General features: G+C 62.7%; 21 protein-coding genes and 1 pseudogene. 10 read left to right on the forward strand and 12 right to left on the reverse strand.

What is annotated here, in order from left to right; genetic code table 11:
- Positions 1-71: 71 nt before the first annotated feature.
- Complete coding sequence (locus ACFQL3_RS04345) at positions 72-2,210, reverse strand: hypothetical protein (RefSeq protein ID WP_377051751.1); 2,139 nt, start codon at positions 2,208-2,210, stop codon at positions 72-74.
- Between the two features lie 140 nt (positions 2,211-2,350).
- Here ACFQL3_RS04345 and ACFQL3_RS04350 point away from each other — a divergent pair, with 140 nt between their 5' ends.
- Entirely contained in the window at positions 2,351-3,634 is a 1,284-nt protein-coding gene (locus tag ACFQL3_RS04350) for an MFS transporter (protein WP_377051753.1), read from the forward strand.
- Between the two features lie 170 nt (positions 3,635-3,804).
- Entirely contained in the window at positions 3,805-4,557 is a 753-nt protein-coding gene (locus ACFQL3_RS04355) for a VOC family protein (protein ID WP_377051755.1), read from the forward strand.
- A gap of 128 nt (positions 4,558-4,685) precedes the next feature.
- On the opposite strand, the gene ACFQL3_RS04360 is transcribed toward ACFQL3_RS04355, so the two are convergent.
- The 5 genes from ACFQL3_RS04360 to ACFQL3_RS04380 form a co-directional block, all read right to left on the reverse strand.
- Positions 4,686-5,741, reverse strand: a complete 1,056-nt coding sequence (locus ACFQL3_RS04360; protein WP_377051757.1) for an ATP-binding protein — start codon at positions 5,739-5,741, stop codon at positions 4,686-4,688.
- A 148-nt stretch (positions 5,742-5,889) separates the two neighbouring features.
- Positions 5,890-7,086 (reverse strand): orc1/cdc6 family replication initiation protein, encoded by a 1,197-nt coding sequence (locus tag ACFQL3_RS04365; protein ID WP_377051759.1) that lies wholly within the window; start codon positions 7,084-7,086, stop codon positions 5,890-5,892.
- Positions 7,087-7,588: 502 nt separating this feature from the next.
- Positions 7,589-9,310: a zinc ribbon domain-containing protein gene (locus ACFQL3_RS04370; protein ID WP_377051761.1), complete on the reverse strand. Its 1,722-nt coding sequence runs from the start codon at positions 9,308-9,310 to the stop codon at positions 7,589-7,591.
- Complete coding sequence (locus tag ACFQL3_RS04375; RefSeq protein ID WP_377051763.1) at positions 9,303-9,929, reverse strand: IS607 family transposase; 627 nt, start codon at positions 9,927-9,929, stop codon at positions 9,303-9,305. Before ACFQL3_RS04375 ends, ACFQL3_RS04370 begins: the two co-directional genes overlap by 8 nt.
- A gap of 232 nt (positions 9,930-10,161) precedes the next feature.
- Positions 10,162-10,824 carry an RNA 2'-phosphotransferase gene (locus ACFQL3_RS04380; protein ID WP_377051765.1) on the reverse strand — a complete coding sequence of 221 codons (663 nt, stop codon included), beginning with the start codon at positions 10,822-10,824 and terminating at the stop codon, positions 10,162-10,164.
- Between the two features lie 124 nt (positions 10,825-10,948).
- Between ACFQL3_RS04380 and ACFQL3_RS04385 the strand changes: the two genes are divergently transcribed.
- Positions 10,949-11,605, forward strand: a complete 657-nt coding sequence (locus ACFQL3_RS04385; RefSeq protein WP_377051767.1) for an HAD family hydrolase — start codon at positions 10,949-10,951, stop codon at positions 11,603-11,605.
- Positions 11,606-11,635: 30 nt separating this feature from the next.
- Here ACFQL3_RS04385 and ACFQL3_RS04390 read toward each other — a convergent pair whose 3' ends face one another.
- Positions 11,636-12,712, reverse strand: a complete 1,077-nt coding sequence (locus ACFQL3_RS04390) for an ATP-binding protein (RefSeq protein WP_377051769.1) — start codon at positions 12,710-12,712, stop codon at positions 11,636-11,638.
- 154 nt (positions 12,713-12,866) lie between these two features.
- Here ACFQL3_RS04390 and ACFQL3_RS04395 point away from each other — a divergent pair, with 154 nt between their 5' ends.
- From ACFQL3_RS04395 to ACFQL3_RS04420, 6 genes are all read left to right on the forward strand, one after another.
- Positions 12,867-13,331, forward strand: a complete 465-nt coding sequence (locus ACFQL3_RS04395; RefSeq protein ID WP_377051771.1) for a nucleoside deaminase — start codon at positions 12,867-12,869, stop codon at positions 13,329-13,331.
- A 97-nt stretch (positions 13,332-13,428) separates the two neighbouring features.
- The gene (locus ACFQL3_RS04400) at positions 13,429-13,590 is read left to right on the forward strand and encodes a hypothetical protein (protein ID WP_377051773.1); all 162 of its coding nucleotides are present in this window, start codon (positions 13,429-13,431) and stop codon (positions 13,588-13,590) included.
- A 222-nt stretch (positions 13,591-13,812) separates the two neighbouring features.
- The gene (locus ACFQL3_RS04405) at positions 13,813-14,661 is read left to right on the forward strand and encodes a class 1 fructose-bisphosphatase (protein ID WP_377051775.1); all 849 of its coding nucleotides are present in this window, start codon (positions 13,813-13,815) and stop codon (positions 14,659-14,661) included.
- Between the two features lie 76 nt (positions 14,662-14,737).
- A complete protein-coding gene (locus tag ACFQL3_RS04410; protein WP_377051777.1) occupies positions 14,738-15,589 on the forward strand; it encodes a translation initiation factor eIF-2B in 852 nt (283 codons plus the stop codon).
- 109 nt (positions 15,590-15,698) lie between these two features.
- On the forward strand, positions 15,699-16,052 hold the full coding sequence (locus tag ACFQL3_RS04415; RefSeq protein ID WP_377051778.1) for a hypothetical protein: 354 nt from the start codon (positions 15,699-15,701) through the stop codon (positions 16,050-16,052).
- Positions 16,053-16,201: 149 nt separating this feature from the next.
- Entirely contained in the window at positions 16,202-17,377 is a 1,176-nt protein-coding gene (locus tag ACFQL3_RS04420) for a thiolase family protein (protein ID WP_377051780.1), read from the forward strand.
- Positions 17,378-17,416: 39 nt separating this feature from the next.
- Here ACFQL3_RS04420 and ACFQL3_RS04425 read toward each other — a convergent pair whose 3' ends face one another.
- The 5 genes and pseudogenes from ACFQL3_RS04425 to ACFQL3_RS04445 form a co-directional block, all read right to left on the reverse strand.
- Entirely contained in the window at positions 17,417-18,187 is a 771-nt protein-coding gene (locus tag ACFQL3_RS04425; protein ID WP_377051782.1) for a lipoate--protein ligase family protein, read from the reverse strand.
- Positions 18,184-18,453: a hypothetical protein gene (locus ACFQL3_RS04430; RefSeq protein ID WP_377051784.1), complete on the reverse strand. Its 270-nt coding sequence runs from the start codon at positions 18,451-18,453 to the stop codon at positions 18,184-18,186. The genes ACFQL3_RS04425 and ACFQL3_RS04430 overlap by 4 nt, the downstream gene beginning before the upstream one ends.
- A gap of 49 nt (positions 18,454-18,502) precedes the next feature.
- Entirely contained in the window at positions 18,503-18,895 is a 393-nt protein-coding gene (locus ACFQL3_RS04435; protein ID WP_377051786.1) for an OsmC family protein, read from the reverse strand.
- Between the two features lie 128 nt (positions 18,896-19,023).
- The gene (gene lpdA, locus ACFQL3_RS04440; protein WP_377057008.1) at positions 19,024-20,400 is read right to left on the reverse strand and encodes a dihydrolipoyl dehydrogenase; all 1,377 of its coding nucleotides are present in this window, start codon (positions 20,398-20,400) and stop codon (positions 19,024-19,026) included.
- Between the two features lie 189 nt (positions 20,401-20,589).
- Positions 20,590-20,802: pseudogene (locus tag ACFQL3_RS04445) on the reverse strand (biotin/lipoyl-containing protein); the annotation flags it as partial.
- A 223-nt stretch (positions 20,803-21,025) separates the two neighbouring features.
- Between ACFQL3_RS04445 and ACFQL3_RS04450 the strand changes: the two are divergent.
- On the forward strand, positions 21,026-22,144 hold the full coding sequence (locus ACFQL3_RS04450) for a C4-dicarboxylate transporter (protein WP_377051788.1): 1,119 nt from the start codon (positions 21,026-21,028) through the stop codon (positions 22,142-22,144).
- Positions 22,145-22,160 lie beyond the last annotated feature (16 nt).

The raw sequence follows: 22,160 nt of genomic DNA on the forward strand, positions 1-22,160 counted from the left end.
GGTGAATAGATTTCGATAGCCGTGACTCCGATGCCGGGTCGGCGTCGTCCGCCAGTCGACGACCCCTGGCGTCACTGGCCGTCGCGAAACACGTACATCGATGCCGTGAGGACGACGAGCAACACGACCACTGTCAGTGCGCCGACGCCGAGCGAGCCATCACCCAGGTCGGTAATCAGCCCGGAAGCGCCCCCGCTTGCGACCCGGACGTTCACGCTCCGGTCGTCGGTGCCGTCGTCGACGGTAATGCGCTGGGTGCCCGGTTCGTCGAAGGAAACCATCGTCGTGACGGTCGTCTCACCGTCAGCATCCAGCGCGACGGCCGTCTCCTCGATCACTCCTCGGTCAGTCCGGATTGTCACGTCGGCCCGGCCCGGAAGCTGGTTGTCGTTCGTGACCGTTGCTGTGACCGTCACGTCCTCGCCCGGCGCGACTCGTCCGGGCGTCCGGGTCACCTCAGTCACACGGCTCGTCGCGGGTGCTTCGACGAGGACGCGGCGCTGGTCGTCCCCGAGGGCGATGGTCCGCTCTCCGGCTTCCTCGAACCGGTGGGCCAACTCCACCGTCTCGCCCTCGCCGGGAGCGAGGCGTCCGGCAACGCGGTCGACGACCTCTCCGTCGACACGGAGGCGTGCCTCGTAGTTCCCCGGACTCTCGCCCGTGTTCTCGACCGCGCCAGCTATCGTCAGCCGTTCGCCCGTGACGACGGTGATCGGCTCTTCGTCGCTGAGCGATCGCTCGCGATAGTCGCCGTCGACGCGAATCCCGTCGGGGTCGCCGGGTAGCGCGTAGCTGATCCGGGCTGGCTGTGTGGCGAAGGCGGCGGCGTGCTCTTCGACTGACCAGACGTTCGCCGTCTCGCTGGTCCCGGTCAGCCGTGCCGCAGTCTCTCGTGGTTCGTCGCCGCCAGCCGCGTCGACATACTCGAGCATCGTCTCCCGGTCGACGGGCTCGCTCGCCTCGTTCATCCGGCTGAACGGTTCCTGCAAACTCGCCCCGCCGTCGGTCGTGAGCCTGAGTTGGCGGTCGACCGCTCCTGCGGCCAGCGCACCTTTGTAGTAATTACTGCCCCGGGCCCACGTCCCCGGTTCGGCGAGCACGGCGTCGGCGTGGCGCTCGCGCGTCCCGATGTCGAGACGCTCCCGGAACGCCTCGTACCCGATGCGCTCTTCTTCGAGTGTCAGCAGGGCGGCATAGTACGTCGACGTGGCTTCGGTGAACCACCTGGCGTCGGAACTCGTCTCGTAGCCCTGGCGGGTGTGGACGTACTCGTGTACCCAGACGTTGTCGGCAGTATCGAGCACTTCGTTGTCCCTCACCCAGAGATCGGATCCGCCGGTCTGGAGTCCACGGACTCCCCATCCGACCTCGTCGGTCGGCACGGCGAGCATGAACACCTCCTCGTCGCGGCTCCCGACCTGCAACGAGTCGGAGGCGTGGCTCACCGACGTGAATATCTCGTCCGGCGACTCGGCGAGCGCCGCGGCCTCGGGAACGACGAGTTCGAACTGCTGGCCGTGTGCCTCGTGTGTGTAGGTTTCCTGCTCGCCGAGGAAGGCGATCCGGTTACCCACCCTACCGGGACCGTCGATGGTCGTCGTCCGGTCGAGTCCGACCGCCTCGCCCCCACGCCACCCCCACCCGTGAGAGAGTCGCGGCTGGGCCATCACCGTCCACCCTGCGGTATCGGCGAAGACGTACGTCCCCGGCCCGGCTATCGGACCGTCCTGTTCTAGCTCCTGATCGACCGAGAGCGCATAGCTAATCGTCGGCGTGTCCGTCTCCTCGTCCCAGACGTAGCGGCCCTCAGCGTCCTTCGTGAACCCGTCGGTCGATTCGACGTTCGTCGCGTTGAAGAGACGGGCGTCCAGGGAGGTAAGCCGGTCGGGCAACCGATACTGCAGTTCGACGCCGACCTCGCCCGCGCTGTCCGGACGCCGGGTTAGCTCGATACTCAGGTCTATCGTATCGCTCGGGGCGCCCGCTACCGTTTCGGCCGCGCCATAGCTGTCGACGGCATCGACCGGTGGGTCCGTATGCGTCGCGGTGCCCATCTCGTCGGGGGTGCTGGGGAGGTCCATGCCGATGCCGTCGACCGTCGCGATATCGCTGTTGGGTACCGGTCCGTCACTGGTGGTCGCCGCCACGCCGCCTGCGACTCCGAGGCTGGTCACCAGCGCTGCCACGATAAGGAGGGTTCGCAAGTCCACTACCCGGTCACAGGGTCCAGAGTGACTTCAGCCTACTTGCCGAGGTGCGTTCCCCGGTGCCCACATCGACGCCGAACTCTCCACCAGATCCTCGGCAAAGATACCAGAGGAATTACGGGTCCTAACGGGAACTCTCGTATATGGCGCGTTCCCGGGCAGTCTTCAAGTATTACCTGTTCAAGGCCACGGAGGCGGTGGAGTTCTACCGGCCGATCATGTATCTGTACTTTCTCTCTCAGGGGCTCTCGTTCACGCAGATCGTCATCATCGAGGCGCTTTACAACGTAACGACCGTCCTCGGGGAGGTGCCAACCGGCTACATCGGCGATCGGATCGGTCGTCGAAACAGTCTCCTCGTCGGGACTGCGCTGATCACCGCGACGCTGGTCGGACTCGCCCTGGCCAGTTCGTTTCTCGCGTTTGCGCTCCTGTTCGTCTGCTGGTCGCTCGGCTACAACTTTCGCTCGGGCACCGAGGACGCGTGGGTGTACGAAACGCTGACCGACGTCTCTGCGAGCGAGGAGTTCACTCGCGTTCGGGGCCGCGGTCAGTCGATTGCCCTCTCCGCGGGCGTCGGTGCGTCGCTCGTCGGCGGCTATCTCGGCGGCCTCGACCTCGCCTATCCGTTTCTCGCGGCCGCGCTCTTCACCGGCCTTGGCCTGTTCGTGATCGTCACGCTCGACGAACCGACGACATACGAGGAGAGTGGCTCCAGCGAGATGGGGCTTCGCGAGGCGTGGACCGTCGTCACCGAGGCCGTCAGCCAGCGTCGTCTCCGGTCGTTCATTCTCTACTACTTCGTGCTCTTCTCGGCCGTTACCTATCTCGTCTTCATCTTCCTGCAACCGGTCTTCGAGTCCGTCCTGGCCGGGATCGACGTGAGTCTGGCCACCTCGCTTCCCGTCCCTGGCCGCGACGACCCCTACAGACTCGCTCTCTCCACTGGCGACGTCGAGACGCTGCTGGGCATATACTACGCAGCGATCAATCTCGCCTCCGCGGCCGTCAGTTACCGCATCGACCTCGTTCGAGACCGGATCGGACTGCGTCGGTGGTTCGTCGGCGTGCCACTGCTGGTGGGCGGCCTGCTGATGACGATGATGTTCGTGCCGTCGGTCGCACTCATCGCCCTGTTCGTTGGCTGGGCCTCTGTCGAACCGACGCGGGTCCTCGCTGGCCAGTACGTGAACGACCGCATCGAGACGCTGGGGCGGGCGACCGTGTTGAGCGCGATGGCGATGGTGAGCGCACTCACCGTCATCCCGTTCCAACTCGGAAGCGGTGTCATCTCCGACGCCGTCTCGCCGCTGATCGCACTCTCGGTCGCTGGGGGCGTGTTGGTTCTCGGATCGGTCGCAATACTGCTCTGGGAGTCGCCGATCGAACGGGCCTCGATGCGTCGAACAACGGACGAAGGGACCTAGAAACGTCCCGAACCCAGTTTGCGACTCGAACCGCAGCAATGCTCCGCACTGGCTGTCGACGTCCACACCTAGTACGCTCCTAACCGTCGACGTCTACAACACCTGACGCGCACCCGGCCTCAGCGTCCGGATCCAGTACGTTATTGACGATCCGCCACCAACTCGTAGGTATGGATGGAACACTCGACCACGTGATGATGCGAACCGAGGATCTGGACGCGGCGCTGGACTTCTACCAGACTCACTTCGGCTACGAGGAGAAGAGCCGCTGGGACGCTGACACCTTCACCAACGTCCACCTCGGCCCCGAAGACATGCACGAGGAGGGCGCGACGCTGGAACTCACCTACAACCACGACGGCCGATCCTACGACATGGGCGACGCCTGGGGCCACATCGCAGTCCGCGCCGAGGACGTCTACGAGGCCTACGACGAACTGATGGACGCCGGCGTCGAGGACTACCGCGACCCCGATTCCTGTGGCGGCAGTTACGCCTTCGTCAAGGACCCGGACGGCCACGAGATCGAGATCGTCGAACGCGACCATGGCGCGCGCTGGAGCCTCGATCACACGATGGTCCGCGTCGAGGACGCCGACGCCGCCATCGGCTGGTACGCCCGCAAACTCGAATACGACATGTTCCGACGCTCCGAACACAGCTCCTTCGCGCTGTACTTCATGAACCCCGAGGACGCCGCCGACGAGGCGATGTCGGTCGAACTCACCTACAACTACGACGGCAGCAGCTACGAGATGGGCGATGCCTGGGGTCATCTCGCGGTTCGCTCGGATGATCTCCACGACGACTGGGAGACCCTGCTCGAACGCGGGGCCGAGGACTACCGCGATCCGGAGTCCTGTGGCAACCGCTACGCCTTCACGAAGACCGTCGACGGCCACGAGATCGAACTCCTCAGCTAGGACTGATCGGCCCGGATCTGGTCTCTCTGGGTCACCGGGCCCGGGTGTGCACGCTTTTTCGACCGCTGGCTTTCGTACTCTCTCCGGCAGTGGCGAGTCCGCCATTGCGAGGGCCCCTCCGAGAGCGGTCACTCTAGGTTCGCGAGTTCGCGCGCTGAGGGACTCTCACCCCCATGTGGCGTATCACGGAGCCGGATCTGGGCGGCGTGGATCGTCTCCGTCGCGTCGTCGATCACGATGACCTCGCCCGGTTCCGTCGGGAGCCGCTCGTCCAGCGACTCGGTCATGTAGGTCGGCTGGGCGGCAGTCAGTGCCGCCAGATCCGCTTCCGCAGTCAGTCGGTGCGAGAGCAGGACATCCGATTGGGAGATGGCGATGTCGGAGACGGCGCTCGGTCGCTGTGTCGCCAGAACGATGCTCACGCCCGGTGCGCGACCGCGGGTGAGGATCGTGTGCAGCGCTGGTTCGCCGACGCCGCCGAAAAAGGTGTGGGCCTCGTCGAGCAACAGCCACGGCAGGCGGTTGATGGACTCGTCGACGCGCGCCCGATACAGGGCTTCGCCGACACCCCGACAGACTGCGTTCATCGGCGCGGCGTCTAGGCCCGAGACGTCCAGTACGGAGACCGCGCTGCTCGCGAGGGCCCCAGCATCGAGCCCATCGGCATCGAAGACGCCCCACGACTCGGCGAGTGCGAGATGATTGAGCGCCGCCCGCGTGTCGGCGTCCGGGGCGTTCGCGTCTTCGACGTGGGGCCGCATCTCCGCGAGTGTGGTGGAGTGCTGGGCGGCCTGCCAGACCAGCCCGCCGGCACCGCTCTCGGGCGACAGTCCGAGTAGCGAACACCACGACCGCGGATCGAGCACGTCGGCCGAGACGGCCGGGCTATCGAACACTTCCACGGGAACTGGGTCGCCCTGTGTCCCGTCCGCGAGCGTCGAGAAGACGCCCATCGGGTCGACGAGTACCGGCGCGACGCCCGGCGTGCGCGCCAGTTCCTCCGCGAGGACGCCCATCGTGAACGACTTGCCGTAGCCACGCTTGCCGACGATCAACATCGCATGGGGGCCATCCAGATCCAGGTGTAGCGTTGCGCCTTCGCTCCCGTCGAGTGCGCGATACCGGCCGAGATAGCCTGCCTGCTGGGGGTCGGCGTCGCTTCCGCGTCCGATGACGAAGCTCATGGCCGTGGCTCGTTCGGGATGATGTTTGAACGTTCGCCGTGCGGTATATCCACACCGCGTTTCCGGTGGAACGGCAGGTCGGTTCCATAGTCTCGGGACCCGGTAGACACCGGATTTCCGGTGAAACGGGCGGTGTGATGAACGCGTCTCAGTCGATATTCACGAGGACGTCCTGGACGACTTCCGGGTCCTCCAGCAGTCGGTGCTTGGTGAAGTTCCCTTCGGCGCTCCCGCCCGAGTGTCGTGACTGTTCGAGCACGTCGAGGAACGCGTGTTCTTTCAGCAGGTCCCGGACACGGCGAAGCGAGAGGGGATCGGAGCCGACCTCCGAGCAGAGTCGCTCATAGACGTCGTAGATGGCGGTTGTCCGGAACGCGTCCTGTGCGGAGTCGTTGAGCGAGAGATGTGTCAGCGCCTGTAGGGCGTACCGGGAGTGTGGTGTCGCCCCACGGATGAGCTCTCGGAACCGATCCGTTTCGGCCTTCTCTCGGGCATCGGTGATGAACTCCTCGCGGACGATTTCGGCGTCGTTCGCTTGTGCGATCTCCCCCGCGTAGCGAAGCATGTCGATGGCCTTTCGTGCATCCCCGTGTTCCTGTGCGGCCAGCGCCGCGGCGCGCGGAATGACGCCCGATTCGAGCACGTCGTCGCGGAAGGCATCTTTCCGAGCGTTCATGATCGATCGTAACTGATTGGCGTCGTACGGCGGGAAAACGAACTCGCGCTCGCAGAGGCTACTCTTGACGCGCTCGTCCATCCGATCCTTGTACTTGATCTTGTTGCTGATTCCGATGACGCCGATCTTGCAGTCATCGATCTTTCCCGCTTCGCCGGCACGGGAGAGCTGCATCAGGATCGAGTCGGATTCGAGTTTGTCGATCTCGTCCAGGATCACCAGAACGACATCGTACTGGTCGTCGAGGATCCCCCAGAGTCGTTTGTAGTACGTCGCCGTGCTGATTCCCTTGTCAGGAATCGAGACATCCGTTTCGTCAGGGTTGTTGGTCGACGCTGCGAGGGACTGCACTGCCTGTGTTTCGGTGGTGTCCTGCGAGCAGTCGATGTACGCGTAGGTGATCGTCACGCCCTCCTGGTCGGCGGTCTCGATCAGACGGCCGGAGACGTGTTTCGCGCACAGCGATTTTCCGGTCCCAGTTTTCCCGTAGATCAGCAAATTGCTCGGGCTTTGCCCGAAGATAGCGGGGTTGACGGCGTTTGCGAGCGACTGGATCTCGTCGTCTCGACCGACGATCCGGTTCTTTTCGGGGAGATGATTGATCTCCAGTAACTCTTTGTTGGCGAAGATCGGATCCTCCCGAGTGAACAGGTCGTCGTCTGCGTCCATACACATCACACCGCATTTCCGGTGAAAGTAGCTTCCGTTTCCGTGTGGGTTGACGAGAGACACACACCGGGTTTCCGGTGAAATCCGTGTGATAGTAGTGGGGGTGGGGGTAGCGCCCGGATCGTGTCCAGGGTACTACTGCTGTTACAGTTCGAGAACGCCCACAACTCGGCTCACTGGTGTCTGACGGACTTTCGGTCACCCCTCGGTACTGTCCGTTATCGCAGTTTCGCTTCGAGACCGAAACGACAGTCTGTCGTTTCTCTTACCGATCGACGATTCAGCCACTGGACTCTACTCACATATGGTACAAAAATACTGCGTTACGAAAATCATCGTAAATCTGTCTATTACTCGAATGATATCTCCATGTACGTCACCTCTTCCCCCTTCTCTCTAGCACCTTTCACCGGAAACCCGGTGTGTGTGTAATATACAAACAAAATTATATATTGCGGGATTCGCCAGAAAACCTCTGGCATCCTTTCGACCGTTCCAATTTTCAGTAGCTTTCAGTAGCACACCGTAGGAAACGGGTACACTGTTGGACGACTGGGCCACGTCCATCGCTACTATCTGTGTTCGACTCCGGCACGGCGACAGCGGGCGCTATGACAGCCGACCCACCACCAGCGGTCGCCGCTGCCTGTTCGGGTTCGTAGGCAACGACACCACGACCGAACGTGAACCGCGTGCCAGCGGAACGGCCAGCTAGCACGATTTCAGAATCCCCCGTATAGGAGGATGTGAAACCGTGGTCTAGCTCGTCCGTCTCGCTGAAGAACACGCGAGCCACGTTCAGCGCCCCGATGTAGTCGCGGTCGCCCTCGAACCCACACCGGGCATTGTCACACCGGAAGTGCCCGCCCCACCAGTGTTCTTGCTGGTGGTCGGGTGACTTGCAGGTGTGGCCGGTCGAACCACACCGGGGACACGACCGACTCGTTCCCTCCGGGTAGACCCGCTCAACAGCGAGTCCAACACAGTCTGATCGGTATTCGATGTTATCGATGATGTCTCGTCGTGCCCATGACGACAGCTCCCACGACAACGCGCCTTCGTCACTCGGCGGAGAAAGCGAGCGCAAATCCTCGTGAACTATCGCGTCCACGTCGTAGACGAGGGCGAGTGCGAGGACTTGGTTGGCCACGTCGTGTGTCAATTGCTCGCGCTTGTGTCGAATCTTGTTGTTCACCCGTTCGTATTCGCTCTGGATATGAGCGAACTCGTCTCTATGCGAGCGACCATGGCGGCGCAACGCGGCAAGGCGGTCGTTCAGGCGCGTTCGTTCACGGTGGAGTCGTCGCATCTTCTCGCGGTCAGTGAACTGGATGAACTGTGGCGTGGACAGTTGTTCGCCGTCGTCAGTCACCACCACGGCAGTCATGTCTTTTCGCATCCCGGCGTCGAGTGCCAGCACGCAGTCACCGTCGTCGCTTGCCCCAGTCTGTTCGACATCGACAGGGAAGGACAGTTCGTAGTAGGCGTCACCAGTTTTGCGACGGGAAGGTTGGAACTCAGGAGCCGAGAGGTCACCGTGAGAGAGCAGATCGTGAAACGCCTCGTAGCCGCCACGTTCGTACTCTGTCCAGGACCAGTCACCGCGTGTCTCTGGTGAACGTGTGTCTGGCGTCTTGAGTCGGATAGTCAGCGTCTCGGTCTCGGTGTCGTACTGGTATTTGACAGCTTGCCCGCTCGTTGGGCCATCATCCGCAGAGAACGGCAAGACGCCGTTATCGTACTCAGGACAGTCCTGCATCTTAACATACGTGTCTGGATACATCCCGTGCCGGTCGTAGTGACTGTTGAGTTGGTCGATGAGGATGTCCACGTAGCCTGACGAGAGGTAGTCGCCGTCGTCCCAAAGCCGTTCTTTGATGCGACGACGGTGGATGCGTCGGATTTTGTGGTCGGGCAACACGTTCTGGATGGACTGAAAGGCGTCTCGTCGGTCGGCGTGACTCCGCAGTGTTTCACCGACTTTCTGCAATATACAGCGTCGAAACCGCGAGGGGAGATACAGGTCGAGTCCCTCAAACGGCTCGTGTTCGTCAAAGTATTTCCACGCCTGATGGGAGGCGTCAGCAATCCCGTCGAGATGGGTTGGCATCCAGTGGTCTTTGAGGACGTGATTGGCGACTCTTTGCGTGAGTGTCGCCAGTCGCTCGAATCGGTCGGTATCGTCGTCTGGCAAGCGGATTGGAAGCGAGAGGTGGTCACTCATCGGGGTTCACCTCGGATTCGACGGTGTTGACGATCTGTTGTTTTTTTGACGAACGCATACCGTAGAGTTTGCCGGAGAAGCTGGCGACGAGCTTGATGAGGTCATCAACGAGTTCTTCCTGTGCTGATTTGTCCGTCTCGTCTTCGATAACGGTGATGGTGGCACCGTAACACTCGAAGTACCGTTCGAGATACGAGAAGCCAAAGCGAGTAAGTCTATCTTCGTAAGTGACGAGAATGCGTCCATAGTTGGCTTCTCGTACGTCATCAAGGAGTGAGTTGAGGCCACGACGGTCTTCGTTGAGGCCACTGCCAACGTCGGTGTAGGTGTTTTCGACGCTCCACCCGTGTTCGTGGGCGTAGTCTGTAAGTTGGTCGAGTTGCCGGTCAAGGTCGCCGTTGTCTTTCTGGCGGTGACTGGAGACACGAGCGTAGAGTGCAACACGGTCTGTCGGACGAGTATCACCAGCAAGTCGACGGAGTTCCCGGTGTGGAATACGTCGTTCACCGCCCGGTGTTCGGGTGTAATCGAGGTCGTCGTTCCGACACCAGCGTTTGACGGTTTGAGCGTGAACACCGAGTTCCTCTGCGAACTCGCCAATTGAGTACGACCGTGGCATCTGATGTTACTGTTTACTACTGGTAGTTACTTATAGATACTGGAATTTGTAACAGTTACACTACCCTTCTCCTATATTTCCGGCACCGTGCTAACTCCTTTCGTATATCTCCTGCATCGTCACTGTCTGATTCACACGCCGACCCGCTACGACTTTTGCATGCCACCTGCTATGAGTTTCCACCGGAAACCCGGTGTGTCTGTCCACCAGCCCTGACGCCTCGTCCAGTCGTCTACTCGTGCTCCTCGACCAGTTCCAGATACGTCGGTGGGACCCGCTCGGTCGTGTAAACATCCGTGCCGCGCTTGACGACCCGCTGGCCGTCAGCCTGCAGTCGCTCGGCATCGACGACCAGCAGGACGGGGTCGTCGGCGTGGCGCTCGCCCACCGACAGCGCCGAGTCCCGCGTCCCCGAGAGGTGGACCTTCTGTCGGTTCATCGGCTTGAGTCCCGCCGAGAGTATCGCGTCGACGTGTCGCGGCGCGGTGCCGTGGTACAGCGTGTCCGGGACCGCTGTCGACGCCGGATCGAGGTCGACATCGACCGAGTGGCCGTATGCCGCCCGGATGCGCCCCTCGTCGTGACCATCCCCACCGTCCACGTCGCGCTCGAACCGTCCCTTCGGATCGGTGAACACGACTGCCGTGACGTGTTCCGGCGTTGCCCAGCGATACCGGTCGGTGACGATGTCGACGACAGCGCTGAACGCTGTCCAGCCCTGATCGTCCAACTCCAGTCCGGCGTCCTCGGGAAAGTGTCGGAGTGCGCCGCTAACGAACTTCGATAGCTGTGTCCGTCGATCGCCTGACAGGAGCGTCGGGACGTCGTTCCCGCAGTCGGGACAGATCGTCCCCGAAACGTAGCCGTGGCGCTCGCAGGTGCCGATATCGCTCATTGCTAGTTCTGTGCGGCGCGACGCATTTTTACTACACGGTGGGAACAGGCTATGCACCGATCAGCGCGCCCAGTCCCAATGTACTCGGTGAAACACTTATCAGGCCAAGCGGCCAAAGTATCGTGTGAACTACGATACCGTCGTCTTCGACAACGACGGTGTCCTCGTCGAACGAACGAGCTTCGAGGTGCTTCGGGACGCAACCCACGAAACCTTCTCGCAGTTCGGTGTAACCGACATGGACGCCGATCACGTAGACAGTATGACAGTTGGCGCGACGCCCGCACAGGTCGACCAAATCTGTGGTCAGTACGATCTGGAGCCCGAGCGATTCTGGCGCGCCCGCGAACGATCACTCTCTAACGCACAGAAAGACGAAGTCCGCGCCGGGCGGAAGTCCCTGTACGATGATGTCGATATGCTGCCTGATCTCGACGTCTCGATGGGAATCGTCAGCTCGAACCAGCAGGAGACGGTCGACTTCGTGCTAGACCACTACGATATCTCCCATCAGTTCGGCGCGGCCTATGGCCGCGAGCCGACTATCGAGAGCCTGAATCTCCGCAAACCGAACTCGCACTATCTCGACCGGGCACTGGCCGACCTCGACGCCGACTCCGCGCTCTTTGTGGGCGACAACGAATCGGATATCCGAGCGGCCGAGAACGCGGGGATCGACTCGGCGTTTATTCGCCGCCCCCACCGCACTAACTGGGATCTCAACGTCTGGCCGACGTGGGATATCGACTCGCTGGAGGACCTGTATCGAGTCTGTAGCTAGAGCAGGGTCGAGCAGGCGACCAGCATCCGGTCACTCGGCGGCTTGCAGTTCGACGACGAACACTGCACCCGTAGGGTCGTTGTCTTCGACCCGGATGTCGCCCCCGTAGCTCTCGACCAGCGACTGAACCAGATAGAGCCCGATGCCGGTTCCGGCGCTCTCCAGTCCCTTCTCTCCTTTGCCGAAGATGTCGTCTTTCATCGACTCGCGAACGCCGGGGCCGTTGTCCGCGATCCGCACCGTCACCCGGTCGGCTGCTCTCTCCCCCGAGACCGTTATCTCGGCGACATCCTTGTCGTTGTGCTGGACGGCGTTCGTCAGCAGGTTTCTGAACACGGACGAGAGCAACTCTCCGGCCTGCACGGTCGTCTCTGGAACCTCCTCGACGGTTACCGTGGTGTTCGGATAGCTCGACTTGAGGGCGTCGACCTGCTCGGACAGGATGCCCATCAGTCGAATCGAGTCGGTGGTGTCGTCGGGGCGCAACATTACCTCGGCCAGATCCCGGGCCGCCGTGGTGAGCGACACTGCGTCACTCGCACTCTCTTGGATGGTTTCGAGTAGCTCCTGGCCGTCATCGTCGACATGCGGTTCGAGCGTCTCCGCAGCCCCGGCGATGAGTTGGAGGTCGTTTCGGATGTCGTGACGGACGACTCCGTTGAGCGTTTCGAGGTCATCGCGCTGTCCGACGAGGCGTTGCTCGTAGGCTTTCCGTCGGCTGATATCCCGACTCGTCGTCACGTAGCCGTCGACGGGAACCTCCGCGCCCGGTGCGGCACCGGTCACCGCAAGCCAGATCCACCCGCGGTCCTTCGTCCGGAACCGGAACTCGATCTCGTCTTTGATGACGCCGCTTCCCTCGACGAGCGCCGAGAACTGCTCGATCACTCTGGATTTGTCCTCCGGGTGGACGTAGTCGAGGATGTTCTCGCCGATCAGCTCTTCGGGTGGCCACCGCTTGACGCGCTCGGAGTTCGGCGACTGGTACCGGATCGTCCCCTCTGCGTCGACGACGGTGATCACGTCGGAAGTCTGCTCTATCAGCGCTCGATACTGCTTCGCGGTAAGCTCGCCCAGCCCCGAGCTTTCTTCCGACGTATCTGTCACTACCGGTTCATTCTCGCGGTGAGATGAAAGTTGTTCCCCCGAACGGTGTTCTCCCAACCGAGTCACAAGCGACTGCGGCTCGTGCTGACATCCTCGCCTGCCCGCCGCTTCGACTGCCCGACGATTTATTCCCCCGCCCGCCCAGAGACCGACTATGACGACCGAAGCCTTCGAGGCGTTCGATCACGCTGCTCACATGCGCGCGGCGCTCGCATTGGCTCGCGAGGCCGGTGACCGCGGCGACGAGCCGTTCGGGTCCGTGCTCGTCCGTGACGACGAGGTGATCATGTCCGAATCGAACCGTATCAACACGGAAAACGACCCCCGTCGGCACCCGGAACTGCATCTCGCCTACCGTGCGTGCCGGGAACTGACGCCGGACGAGCGCGCAGAGACAGTAATGTACACGAGCACGGAGCCGTGTCCGATGTGCGCGGGTGGGATGCTCCGGGCCGGGTTCGGGCGCGTCGTCTACAGCGTCGGCGGCGACGAACTCGACGAGTTCCTCGGTTCGGGCCCGCCGGTCCGGTCCGAAGCCATCCTCGGTGACATCACCCCAGTCGACGGTCCGGTTCTGAACGATGAGGGTCGCGGTATCCACGAGGCGTTCGAGTGGTAAGATCCCACGACGGAACCGCGTTCGTCCACGGCGTTTGACAGACAGCAGACGGGCGTCTGACTGAGTATTAAGTCCGTCCGGAGATTCTCGTTTGGGTATGTCGATATTCGATACAGTCCGGCGGCGTCTCAGCAGGGCGTATCTCTGCCGGCGGGACGAGGCAGCGAGGCGGTTCGGTGCTCTCGACGGCCCGTTCGAGGACGACCAATCCGGCATCGAGATTCCAGTCGACGACGAGTGCGAGGGGTCCTCGTCGTAGCGACCGGACGAACCGACTGAAGCGGAGCGATTTTCGTCGGTTCTCGCGAACCCACAGGTCTACAACTGACTGTTCACCCCCGTTCTGTCTGGTCCTCAGGGGGCAAAATATTTTGACTCAAAACCGAATTAATAACTTCAATTATAGATAATGTCATACTACTCGCACCGTTAGGTGGTTACGTATGATTCAACACTGTGGCGAACCGCTAACTGATCAGCTATGAAGTCGATGGACAGAATCGTTCAAACAGTTCAGGATACGGCCCATTACGTGAATAGTAACCTCCCCGATCACGCCAAGGGCTCTGGAGGATCGAACCCCAGCGGAGAGACACAGATCGATGCGGACGTCTGGGCTGATCATCTGTTTTTCGACAAGCTATCCTCGCTCGAGGGCGTCGGCGGCTACGCTAGCGAGGAGCGCAAAGGGGTGGTCGACTGCGGCGACGGCGATTACACGATCGCAATCGACCCGCTGGACGGCTCGTCGAACCTCGCTTCGAACAACTCCGTAGGTACGATCGTCGGCGTCTACGACGCCGAGCTACCGGCATCCGGCCGACATCTGGTCGCCGGGATGATGGTTCTGTTCGGGCCGTACACCACGATGACCGTCGCCCGCGAGGACAGAGATATCGTGCAGGATTATCTCCTCCGCGACGGCTACAGCGAACGCTGGGGGGAGTACGAGCTTCCGGACGAGCCGACCGTGATCGGCCTCGCGGGTAAGAAGGATGCTCGCTCCGAGGGGTTCAATTCGCTTGCCACCGAACTCGAGCGGAACCTGAAGCTCCGATACGGCGGCGCGACGGTCGCAGACCTCGCGCAGGTGTTACAGTACGGTGGCCTCTTTGGCTATCCCGAGACCGAGACCTACCCGGGGGGGAAGCTCAGAGTCCACTTCGAGGCCGCACCGCTCGCCTACCTCATCGAAGCGAGTGGCGGCAGTTCGTCGGACACGAACCAATCACTGCTCGACGTCGAACCCGACGAGATCCACGCCCGGACGCCGACGTTCCTCGGAAACACCTCACTGATCGAACGGGTCGAAGCGAAACTGGGGGACTAAGTATGCTTGCCAGTCTGCAGCCAGTCCTGACTCAGCGGACCCAGTCTCGGATCCGGACGTCACGGTGTGGTACTCGATGATCGACCAAACAGTCAACCAGATAAAGGAGATGGAGACCCGGAGTTCGTCGGTCGTCGCCGTCAAGGCGGCCGAGGCACTGCTCGAACTGCTCGACAGGGAGTACCGCACGGTCGAGGAGTTCGAGTACGACCTCGAGCGCAACAGCAAGGTGCTCAAGGGTGCAAACCGATCGCATGCACCCCTTCATACGACCCAGCGCTGGATCGTCACCGCCGTTACCGACGCCAACCCCGAGACGGTCGACGAGGCGAAAGCGGAGCTCCAGAGCGTCGTCGACGACGCCGTGACGGAGGTCGAAGCCAGCAAGGAGGCCGCGGCGATACGGGCGGCGAATCTCATCGAGGACGGCGACACCCTGTTGACCCACTCGAACTCGTCGACGGCGACGATGGCGCTCGAATACGCCAGCCAGTCCGGGACGGAGTTTACGCTGTACACGACCGAGACCCGACCGAACTTCTTCGGGCGGACGACTGCACGGCAGTTCGCCTCGCACGAGAATGTCGAGGTCAAGATGATCGTCGATAGCGCGGTCGGCACCGTCCTGCCCGACTGCGATCGAGTCATAATCGGCATGAACTGCATCATCGAGAATACGATCTACAACCGCGTGGGGACGTATCCGATCGCTGCCACAGCGGCCGACGTTGGCGTCCCTGTGACGGTGGTGGGTTCGTCCTCGAAGTTCATCGGCGACGGCTTCGAGTTCCAGCAGACCTACCGGTCGGGCAACGAGGTAATGCTCGAACCGAAGGAGGGGTTCACCGTCGAGAACCCGATGTACGACTGCACGCCGACGCGCTTGCTCGATCAGGTCGTCACCGAGGACGGAGTGATGCAGTTCTGAGAGCAGGGCGGCGGTCAACCCACCAGTAACGGTCCGCGTGGGGAGATAGTTGGCAGGACATTGTTCGCCAGGTGGTGTCTTTTTATGTATCGTCCCGGACCTAGGACGTATGAACGACGGATTGGATCCCACCGAGGAGTACGACGGTACCGTGACGGTTCGGCTACTGGACGACCAGGAGGGCGTCGACGAACTCACGTGTTCGTCCTACAGTGAAGCGATCGACCGGGTCAAGTCACATACGGCGGCGGTCACCGCCGCAAAGATCGTCGACCGGGACGGCGACGTCGTTTTCACTTCCCGCGAGATGGCGATCGAGGACTGGGAACGCGAGTGGCAACAGGCGAAACGCTCCCTCTCGGTCGACGTCGAGCAGTACGAGTGTCCGTACGACAACGTGGCCTGTTTCGCGGACGACCTCTGCGTGCAGTGCAAGATGGATCGGGTCCAGGAGCAGTTCTAGCGGTACGATCGCAGTCGGGTCGTACCTGCTAGTGAACGACGAGTCTTTGAGCGTCTCCTCGGCGCTATCAGCGTTCGTACCTGTGGTCTCCCAGAGTTCGTACTCCCGGCCACCCACCGTTATAACGCTTCGTCCGAAACTGATCTATCATGAACGATGCTGTCATCGTCGACGCGGTACGGACGCCCTTTGGCAAGCACGACGGAGCCTTCCGGGATACACATCCCCAGGACCTCGCGGCCGAACCGCTCGGCGCGCTCGAAGAGCGAGTCGGGTTCGATCCCGAACTGATCGAGGACGTCGTGTACGGCTGTGTGACCCCGGTCGGCGAGCAGGGGCTGAACATCGGCCGGATCGCGCCGATGGTCGCCGGGTGGGGTGAGGGCGTTCCGGGCGTCCAACTCAACCGGATGTGTGGCTCCGGCCAGCAGGCGGTCAACTGGGCGGCGTCGTCGGTTCGGGCCGATTTTCACGACGTGCTTGTCGCGGGCGGCGTCGAGCACATGACCAGGGTGCCGATGGGCAGCGACGGCAACGCCGAGCGCGGCGTCGTCGACGAGCACGCCCTGACCGACAGCTACTTTGAGCACTTCGACGAGGCGACGTCGCAGGGTGAGGGGGCCGAACGCATCGCCGAGGAGTATGGAATCAGCAGGGACGACGCCGACCAACTCGCGGCCGACTCCCAGCGCCGCTGGGGCGAGGCGTGGGAGGCAGGCCGGTATGACGACCAGATCGTGTCCGTAGAGACGACGCTCGACGGCGAGTCGATCACTGTCGAGCGCGACGGGCATCCCCGACCCGGGACGACCGCGGACGACCTCGCCAAACTTCCGCTCGCGTTCCGCGAGGAGGGCGAGGGGATCCACCACGCCGGCAACTCCTCTGGCATCGTCGATGGCGCAAGCGCGCTCCTCGTGACGAGCGAGACGACCGCGGAAGCCCACGGCTGGGAGCCGATGGCCCGGATCGTCGAAACCGAGGTCGTCGGCGTCGATCCCGTCACCATGCTCACCGGGCCGATTCCGGCGACGGAGGGCGTCCTCGACAAAGCGGGGCTGACCGTCGACGATATCGACCTCTTCGAGGTGAACGAGGCGTTCGCCTCGGTCGTGCTCGCGTGGCTGGAGGAGACCGGCGCGGACTGGGCCGACACCAACGTCAACGGCGGCGCAATCGCACACGGCCACCCGCTCGGTGCGACCGGGGCGGGCCTGCTCACGAAACTCGTCCACGAACTCGACCGAACCGGGCAGGACGTCGGCCTCTCGACGATGTGCATCGGCTTCGGGCAGGGGATCGCGACGATCGTAGAGCGCGTCTAGCCCGCCTCGTCGTGCTCTTGAGCGCGTTCGGGTCGAGCGCTACAGTTGTCGATTCCACTCGTCGGTCGCGAACCGATCGGTAGCGAAATCGCGCGCCTCGCTCAGGGCGTCCTCAGAGAGTTCTCCCTCGACGACGCCCGACAGCGAGTCGTCGATGCTGTCGAGTTGATCGGCAATCGTGTCCGTCATCGCGCCGATCACCGCCTCGCGGCTCGCGTCCGTGTAGTCGGACATCACCGCGACGCGTTTCTCGGCGGAGCTGATGGCCTTGTCTGAGATCTTCTCCTCGCCGATCCGGAGGACCCGGAGCATCTCCTCGGTGTCCAGATCGTAGCTCATCGTGGTGTGGTGGAGAACGGCGTTGTCGGTCCGTAGCTGGGCCGCCCCGCCGATCTTGCCGTCGGGATGGACGACGTCGTTCAGCGGCTCGTGGGCGACGTCGAGCCCCAGCGACTGAAGCGCCTCGATGGCCCACTGGTCGAGTTCGGCGTAGCTCTCTGCGACGTCGTCCGGGACGGCCGACCGCGGGAGGTACAGCGAGTAGGTGATCACCGCGCCCGGTTCGACGAACATCGCGCCGCCGCCGGTGGCCCGTCGGACGACATCGAGATCCTGTTCGTCGACGTAGTCGACGGCGACCTCGTCGGCGTATGCTTGGAACCGCCCCATTGCGACGGCCGGCGCGTCGCGGTACCAGAAGCGCAGGGTTGGCTCCATCTCACCAGCGGCCAGTCGGTCCGTCAGCACGCGTTCGAGCGCCTGCTGGACCGGCTCGCTGTAGGTCCCAGAATCGATGACTCGCAGCCTCATGCGATGGCCTCCAGCGTCGCGTCTGCGAGATCTCCCGGGTCGAACCCGATGAGCTGTGCGTCGACGGCTGCGATGGCCTCGACGAGCGTCTCGCGTTCAACGTCCATCGGGTGGCCCTCGATCGCCCGTTCTAGCTCCGACCGGGCTGCTGGCGGTTCGAGAAAGAAGTCGCCAGTTACGCGGGCAGCTTCGATCCGATCACTTCCCGTTAGTGAGACTTCTACGAGCTTTCCATCCGGTACTTTCACCGTTCCTGTATGCTCCATTGAAACTATGTGATCTTCGGGGTGAACACGAATGAATCGTACGGGCTGTCTAGAAGGCGTCGTCGACGACCGTCACGTCGGCGTGGAGTCCCTCGCGCAGGGCCGTGTGGACGTGACAGTACTGCTCGCCCAGTTCGACGAGTTCTGCGGGATCATCGACGGCGCCCTCGACTTTTAGCGTGAAGCTGATCGAGTCGACGTTGTCGTGATCGTCGAGGTCGGCGTCGGCCTCGATATCCAGTTTGCCGAGATCGTCGTAGCCGGACCTCTGTGCGCCCATGCGGACGGCCGGCAGGAAACACGCAGCGTAGTCCGCGACGAGGACGGCATTGGGGTTCGGTCCCGTCTCGTTCATGGGGTCGATACCCAGCGCGAAGTCGCCGATGACGCTTTGAGTGTCGAATCCGTCCGTGCTCGTCGTGGTCAGGCTGATATCTGCCATGTTGCTATTGTGCATTATCCACTATACTATTAAAGCCCTTGCGAATCGTCTCTTGTTATGGGAATTGTATCGATGTAACTGTTGTAATCGATTAGTATGGTGAACGTTCGTGTACTTAATGCGGGCTGCTATCTGGTGTGGATGGCCTCGCCGAGCGCGTCGGCGGCCGCCTCCATGACGGTCTCCGATAGCGTGGGGTGGGTGTGGACCGTCCCGGCCAGTTCCGACAGCGTCAGTCCCTGCTCGATCGCCAGCGTGATCTCGCTGAGCAGCTCCGAGGCGTTTGGCGCGGCGATCTGCGCGCCGAGTACGCGCCCAGTGGGCTCGTCAGCGACGATCCGGGCGAACCCGTCGTCCGCTTCGACGGTGAGCGCGCGGCCGTTCCCGGCCATGGGCATCTGGCCGACGACCGGCGAGTAGCCCGCTTCGGCGGCTTCCTCCCGGGTTAGCCCCACTGTGGCGACCTCCGGATCGGTGAAGACGGCCGCGGGCATCGCTGCGTGGTCAAGCGTAGCGGGCTGTCCGGCGATGGCGTCGGCGGCCACCTCGCCCTCGTAACTCGCCTTGTGCGCGAGCATCGGCTCGCCAGCGATGTCGCCCACAGCGAAGACGTGATCGAGGTCGGTCCGACCCTGCGCGTCGGTCGGGACACAGCCGTCGTCGTCGGGTTCGATCCCGAGTGCATCGAAGTTTACTGTGTCTGTGACGGGGTCGCGACCGGCCACGACCAGCACCGCGTCGGCCGAGAGTTCGGTGATATCGCCGTCCTCGGTCTCCGTCGCGACGACGACACCCTCGTCGCGTTCGTCCCAGTCGGCGGCCAGTTCGCCAAAGCGGAAGTCGATCCCCAGCTCCGTGGCGCGCTCGCGGATCACCCGCGAGATATCGTCGTCGTACATCGGTAACACGTCGTCGAACATCTCGACGACTGTTACGTCCGTGCCGAGTTTCGCGAGGACAGTCGAGAGCTCCATGCCGATGTAGCCCGCGCCGACGACGATCAGGGAGTCCGGAACCTCGTCGAGTTCGAGCGCGTCCCGCGAGTCGAGCACGTACCCGCCGTCGGGCTCGAAGCCCGGCACCTCCAGTGGCCGGCTCCCGGTCGCGACGATCGCGTACTCGAATCCGAGCGTGCGCGTTTCGCCGTCAGCGTCGATCTCGGCGACGTGCTCGTCGACGAACTGCGCGGCGCCGTCGACGAGGTCGACGCCCGCGGCCTTGCAGAGGCCCTCAACGCCGCCCGTGAGCTGGTCGACGATACCGTCTTTCCAGTCGACGAGGCGGCCGAGGTCGACGTCGACGTCCGCGTCGATCCCGAGGTGGTCGGCGGTCCGCGCCTCGTGGGCGACGTCGCCGCCGTGGACGAGCGCCTTCGAGGGGATACAGCCGTAGTTGAGGCAGGTCCCGCCGTAGGCGTCCTTCTCGACGAGGGTAACGTCGAGGCCGTGCTGGGCTGCCCGGATCGCGGCGACGTACCCCCCCGGACCCGCGCCGATGACGAGCACGTCCGTGCAGCTGTCGGCTAGTGCTCGACTCGACGACTCCCCCCCATCGACATGGGAGACCGCCGATGTGGGGCCGTCATCGCCGTCATCACCCTCGTCGACACGGGAGACCGCTGACGTGGGACCATCCTCCGCTCCCGACTCGGCGGTCGTCGGTTCCTCAGCGGCGTCCTCGTAGCGGAACAGGACGTCGCCGACCGTGACGGCGTCGCCGACTGCGGGGACACGTTCGGTCACCGCCATGGCCGACGGGACGGTTATCTCGATCACGGACTTGTCTGTCTCCACGTCGGCGATGCGCTCGCCGGCCGCGACAGTGTCGCCCGCGTCGACGTGCCAGTCGACGAGCGTTCCGTCCTCGGTGCCGTCGTCGAACTCCGACAACTCGAACTCTTCTGACATTGGCTGGTCTTCGGGAGCCGACACTGATATTGCTTATGTTGTACAATACTATTGGTGTAGAATAATGGTGATGAATTCTGTTCCATGTCTCTTGTCGCCGTATATTCCCGAATAAGCCGACTAAATGGCCAGCTATTGCCGGTATCGCGTATTACACGCGCGATCTGTGAGTCGTTACATTGAAGTCTATGCTTGTGCGAAAACCACTACAACGTACAATACTATGAGTGAAGTGAATGTGACGCAGACGAGACAGTCGCGGCTCGCGAACACGGTCGAGTTCTTCGGGCCGCAGTGGTTCGGATCGACGATGGGGACGGGCGCGCTGGGCGTCGCGCTTGCGCTGGTCGCCGATCAGTTCCAGCTGGGCGCGTTGCTCCCGCTTTCCCAGTTCTTCGTGGCGCTGACAGCAGTGATGACTGTCACCTTCACGCTCCCGTGGCTGGCACGGATGTTCCTGTATCCCGGGCGCGTCCGGGAGGACCTGTTGCACCCGATCCGGGGGCAGTTCTTCCCGACGATGCCGATCACGCTGATCGTTCTCGGACTCGGAATCGCCCGGACGATGGGTAACGTCGTCCCGACGAGCGTGCTCGATCCGTTACTGACGGCGCTGTTCGTCGTCGGGAGCGTCGGCATCTTTGCCTTCGGCCTGCTGGTGGTGACGGTTATGTTCACCAACGACCGGATCGGGACCCAACACGGCGTCTTCGCCTGGTACATTCCACCGGTTAGTCATCTCGTGATCCCGCTACTGGGCTTCGAGCTCGCGGGAGGCTACCTCGGCGGGACGGCAACCGGACAACTGGTGTTTCTGGTGTCGATGATCGCGCTGGGGATCGGGACGTTCATGTTCCTCTTCTTCGGAGCGATCATCCTCCACCGCTACGCCTACGAGAGCCTGCCACCGGAGAAACTCGCGCCGACGTTCGTCATCGGCCTGGCACCGACCGCGGTGCTGACCATCTCGGTCACGAAGCTCGGACACGCACTCCAGGGTGGCGTCGGACTCGGCCTCGCGGTCGAACCTCTGCTACCCGTGTTGAAACTGCTTGCCCTGGCGATGTGGGGCTTTTCGGCCTGGTGGTTCGTGCTGACCGCCGCGCTCATGAGCTACTACATCACCCGTCTGTCCCATCCGTTCTTTTTCACGTGGTGGGCCTACACGTTCCCGGTCGGTGCGTTTGCCATCTCCGCGGGCGCGCTGGGGAACTTCCTCGGTATTGCCGCGTTCGGCTACGTGCTCGCCGCCGTGACGCTGCTGCTTTCGGTCGTCTGGGTGGCCACCGCGGCGCTGACGACCCGGATGGTCCTCCGGGGGAACGCGTTCGTCCCGGAGTGACAGGTCCCCGCCACTC

Origin of the sequence: Natronoarchaeum sp. GCM10025321 (genome assembly GCF_042663585.1) — an archaeon.
Lineage (GTDB): Archaea > Halobacteriota > Halobacteria > Halobacteriales > Natronoarchaeaceae > Natranaeroarchaeum.